6 protein-coding genes are annotated in these 4499 nt (G+C 30.5%); 2 read left to right on the forward strand and 4 right to left on the reverse strand.

The annotated features are described in order from the left end of the window. Positions 1 to 17 precede the first annotated feature (17 nt). Together BG20_RS03755 and BG20_RS03760 are read right to left on the reverse strand one after the other, a co-directional pair. On the reverse strand, positions 18 to 881 hold the full coding sequence (locus BG20_RS03755) for a hypothetical protein (protein WP_010191114.1): 864 nt from the start codon (positions 879 to 881) through the stop codon (positions 18 to 20). A gap of 130 nt (positions 882 to 1011) precedes the next feature. After that, entirely contained in the window at positions 1012 to 1806 is a 795-nt protein-coding gene (locus BG20_RS03760; protein ID WP_133936219.1) for a hypothetical protein, read from the reverse strand. Between the two features lie 100 nt (positions 1807 to 1906). Between BG20_RS03760 and BG20_RS03765 the strand changes: the two genes are divergently transcribed. Then, on the forward strand, positions 1907 to 2107 hold the full coding sequence (locus BG20_RS03765) for a hypothetical protein (RefSeq protein ID WP_010191117.1): 201 nt from the start codon (positions 1907 to 1909) through the stop codon (positions 2105 to 2107). Between the two features lie 78 nt (positions 2108 to 2185). Then, on the forward strand, positions 2186 to 2842 hold the full coding sequence (locus tag BG20_RS03770) for a hypothetical protein (RefSeq protein WP_133936221.1): 657 nt from the start codon (positions 2186 to 2188) through the stop codon (positions 2840 to 2842). Positions 2843 to 2870: 28 nt separating this feature from the next. On the opposite strand, the gene cobM is transcribed toward BG20_RS03770, so the two are convergent. Together cobM and cobI are read right to left on the reverse strand one after the other, a co-directional pair. Next, positions 2871 to 3623, reverse strand: coding sequence for a precorrin-4 C(11)-methyltransferase (gene cobM, locus BG20_RS03775; RefSeq protein ID WP_010191121.1), 753 nt, complete (start codon positions 3621 to 3623; stop codon positions 2871 to 2873). Next, entirely contained in the window at positions 3616 to 4338 is a 723-nt protein-coding gene (cobI, locus tag BG20_RS03780) for a precorrin-2 C(20)-methyltransferase (RefSeq protein ID WP_010191123.1), read from the reverse strand. The genes cobM and cobI overlap by 8 nt, the downstream gene beginning before the upstream one ends. Positions 4339 to 4499 lie beyond the last annotated feature (161 nt).

Raw genomic sequence — 4499 nt, forward strand, 5'->3', positions numbered from 1 at the left:
GTCATACTTTTTACTTTTTAAATATCTTTCAAAGTCTTAAGTAAAGTTGAGTTTTTGTAAATCAATTCATCGGGGAAACAATTTAACATTTTTCCATTATTAATATCATAAAATTCCCAATTTTTACATTCTCTATCAAATTCATAGGGACGTGTGTTATCATATTTCCAATCAAAACCATTGTCAATTTTTTTATCAGGATATCCATGTCCACGGATTAATGTGATAGTATTTTGATCATAATTTACTTCAATTTTTGCAAATAGAGCATTTGGATATAGATAGATTACATTTGGATGTGATGTAATTGCATCAAATTCTGTTTGTGTAACATATTCATTATGCAATAAAATTACTTTATCAAAATTTTTTAAAATGTTTGGATTTTTATCAATATCAATATCGCTAAGGAATTTGTAATTTAGAAGTTTTAGTATTTGTGCACCATTTCCACCAATTTCAGCACGTAAAATTAGCTTTATTGGAACTGTTAAACACTCATCATCACATTGTTCTAAATAGTAATTATAAAACCCAGGTTGATTGTATGCAGAAGCAGTAAAAATTGGATAAATTACAATTGTCTTATCATCATTATTCATAAGTTCATTATAGAGATCTTGATTTTTATCGTAAAATTGGAAAAAAAGTCTGGTATATTGTTTAAGACGGGCTTCTTCGTCTAAAATAAATTCTCCTTTAACACCACTTATTGTGAATATAGATTCAATTGGTAGTACCTCTAAATTTGCCTGATTAGTGTTAATATTAAAATCAAAGAATTTTTGCTCGTTATTTTGATTAAGATGATAGTAAATGATTATAGATATTAATCCGATAGCAATTAATCCAAAAATAATTTTTTTCTTAGTAGATATCATAGACTATCCTAAAAAAATTTATTTTAGTTGATAAAGATAACAACATAAATTGAAATTTAAAGTGATTTGACACTAATTTTGATTAAATTTAATGAATATTAATATTTAGAAATTTGAATCTTAATAAAATCTAGTTTTTAAGAAATAATTCTAATTTTAAAAATCGAAATTTTGTAAATAATTGCATTACAAGTATGATTGGAAATATCATAACAAGAAGTAGTGCTAAATTAAATTCAGGTATAGATTTATCAGGAGATACTAAGTCACCCCATTGACTTGGACTTGAAATTGATAGAATACCTTGATTTTCAACTTTGTAAGGCCATGAATGATAATTTTTAGTGTGGGCATCATATACTGAAATAAAAAATCCATAGTTATCTGAACGACCCAAAAGACTCAATGGTATTTTAAATTCATAACTTGCATGAGGTGTTTTGTTATAGCGATCATGCTCATCAGATGATGAACCTACTGCAACAAAATTTTTATCATTTGGGATTTTTATAAAATATCCATTTATAGCGGGAAAATTATTTCCCTGATAAGTAAATGAATTTCCATCAAGTGATGTAAAAAAACAATAATCATCAGATTGTGGAATTACTGTTTTATCATTTTTAGTATCAAAACAAACTATTGCATTATCAGTTATTTTATCAATGAACATGTCGGTTGCTACATTAATTTGAACATAAATAAAATCACCTTGATGAGCTGTTCTTAAATGAATTTCTGTTCCATCATCATATGTAAGATCATTATAGCTTGATTGTTTCCATTCTGTAGAGTCTGTCCATTTTCCATCAAAAACTACTTGATCCAGATTAGATGATATGGAAATTAAGATAGGTTCTTCAGCAAAAGCAGATGAAAGTAAAAGTGGACATAAAACTAAGATAAAGATCATAAGATAAAACATGTTATTGATGAATCATCACCTAGTAAATTTATAATTTATCTGTAATACAGTAAAGTAATATTCAATATTCTTTTTATAGTAATAATATAGTTTTATTTTATTGAAAAAAGGGATTTTAATCGGGATTATCATATCTGTAATAATTATAATGGGTGTTGCTTTAGCACAAGTAAGTCAGGATGACAAGTCACAAGTAAGTCAGGATGACAAGTCACCAATTGCAATTCCTGATTCAAAGAGAGAACCTCAAAGTTTTACCGTAGGTTTGAGTGAATCTGTGGGTGTGGGGGACAATCCATGAATCTAAGTTCCATTTCGGATCATTAATTTAGAAAATTTTACCAATATATCTATAAGTAAATTAAAGAGTTGTATTCTAATGAAAAACGCAACGACTATCGGTATGATCGGTGCAATTGTACTTGCAGTAGGAGTGGTTGGAATCAACTTTTCTGATGGAAGTATTATGCAAAAAAATCAACCTTCAGCCACACAGGATGGGGGAGCAATTTTAGGTCATATTGAAATTATTCAAAGAGATAGTGAAGGCAATATCAAAGCATATCAACAAACTGATAACAAAATTATCAATGGTGCAAAGAATTGTGTTGTAGCAGTTTTGTTTGGAAAAACAAGTACAAATACATGTACAATTGCTAATGGAACATCAACTGTAACAGGACTCGGTAAATATACATTCATTGGATTAGGTAACACTACAGCAACAATGCCAGCATCTACATCTAATGATTTGCCAGGTGAAATCACTCTTGGAGATGGTTTGAATAGAGCAGCTGGTACATTAGGTACATTTACTAATGCAACAGCAGATGCAGCAGGTGCAAAGCAAGTAATATCAAAGACTTTTAGTTACACTGGATCACAAACCAATACAATATACGCTGCTGGACTGTTTAATCAAACAACTACAGGTGCAACATCTTCAACATTTGCGTTGAAAGCATTTCCAAGTACTGTCACTTTGACAAACGGTGATTCGTTAACAGTTAATTGGGAAATTACTATCAACGGATAGACAAACTATCAAAAATTATTTTTATTTTTTATTTTCTATAACCATGACTAAAGTTTTTGTCATATAATTTTGAATATTCATAATCAGTTGAGTCAATCACATTACTAATAATTACAATAGCAGTTCGTGTAATTTTTTCATCTCTGACTTTTTTTACAATATCATTTAAAGTTCCTTTGATAATTTTTTGATCATCCCAGCTTGCTCTGTACACAACTGCTACAGGTGTAGATTTTTTGTATCCACCTGCTACTGCTTCTTTTACAATATTAGAAAGCAGATGAACACTGAGATAAAAAATTAAGGTTGCTTTATGTTTTGCAAGTTCAGAAATCTTTTCTCTTTTTGGAACTTTGGTTCTAGACTCTGCACGAGTCACAATAATAGTTTGGGTTATACCTGGTAGTGTAAGTTGCATTCCAAGAGCTGCAGCTGAGGCTAAAAATGCAGTAATTCCAGGAACTACAACTGATTCAATTCCTTTTTCTTGTAGATTATCAATTTGCTCTTTGATTGCACCATAAATAGATGGGTCTCCATCATGTAATCTAACTACCAATTTGTCATTTTTTGCATTTTTATAAAGCAGATCAAAGATTTCTTCTCTTACCAAACCTGCTGCATCATGCAGTTCTCCTTTTTTGCATAATTTTAGAATTGGCGGGGGAATTAAAGATCCTGAATAAACTACAATGTCTGCTTTCTGAATTAATTTTTTGGCTTTAATTGTTATTAGTTCAGGATCACCAGGACCACAGCCTACAAAATAAACTCTAGACACGCTTTACCACCAGAATTGAAAAATACTTTGTAGTTAATGTACCATCGTTTACCTCACCCAAAGTTAATTTTCTAATAATTTCATTTTCTGTTCCAAGATCTTGACCTATTGCAAAAATTGAATTATCTGGAAAGCCAGCCTCTTTGAGAACTTCAATTACTTTATCAAAGTATCTTCCATCCTTTAGAAATACCATTGTCTCAGAATTTTTTGCAATCTCTTTTACTGAACTTAAATCATAACATGACGGAATAATCGCAACTTTTTCTGCACCTTCTGCAATGCTTATACCAACTTTAGCTGCAAAAGTAAACATGGAAACAATTCCTGGAATCACACTAATTTTGATTTCAGGATGATTCATCTCAATGTCTTTGTGCATATAGATCCAAGTGCTATACAAATATGGATCACCTATAGTAAGATAGACAACATTTTTTCCTGTCAATACTTTCTCAGCCATTATCTTTGCATTTTTTTTCCATGTTGCTTCTAAAACATCTTTATCTTTTGTCATTGGAAAGATCAGTTTGATGATCTCTTGATTTTTTGATTTGTCAATTAATGATGATACTATGGATAATGCAATGCTTGGTCTGTCCTCATTTGATGCAGGACACATTATAGTGTCAGCATTTTGAATTGCTTTAGCAGCCTTTACTGTAAGTAATTCTGGGTCTCCTGGACCTACTCCTATTCCAATTAGCTCAGGCATGAAAAATATGATTTTGTCCCCAATTAAAAATCTAGATTAGATTTTTGTTGCAGAAATTATTGTGACTGGATTTCTCGCAAGCATCATGGTGCCTTTTGAGGTTTTTCTACTCTTTGAGATGGTAACTTGAGTGATATCTACGGAATCAAACTCTAGTTTTT

The organism is Candidatus Nitrosarchaeum limnium BG20, from assembly GCF_000241145.1.
Classification (GTDB): domain Archaea; phylum Thermoproteota; class Nitrososphaeria; order Nitrososphaerales; family Nitrosopumilaceae; genus Nitrosarchaeum; species Nitrosarchaeum limnae.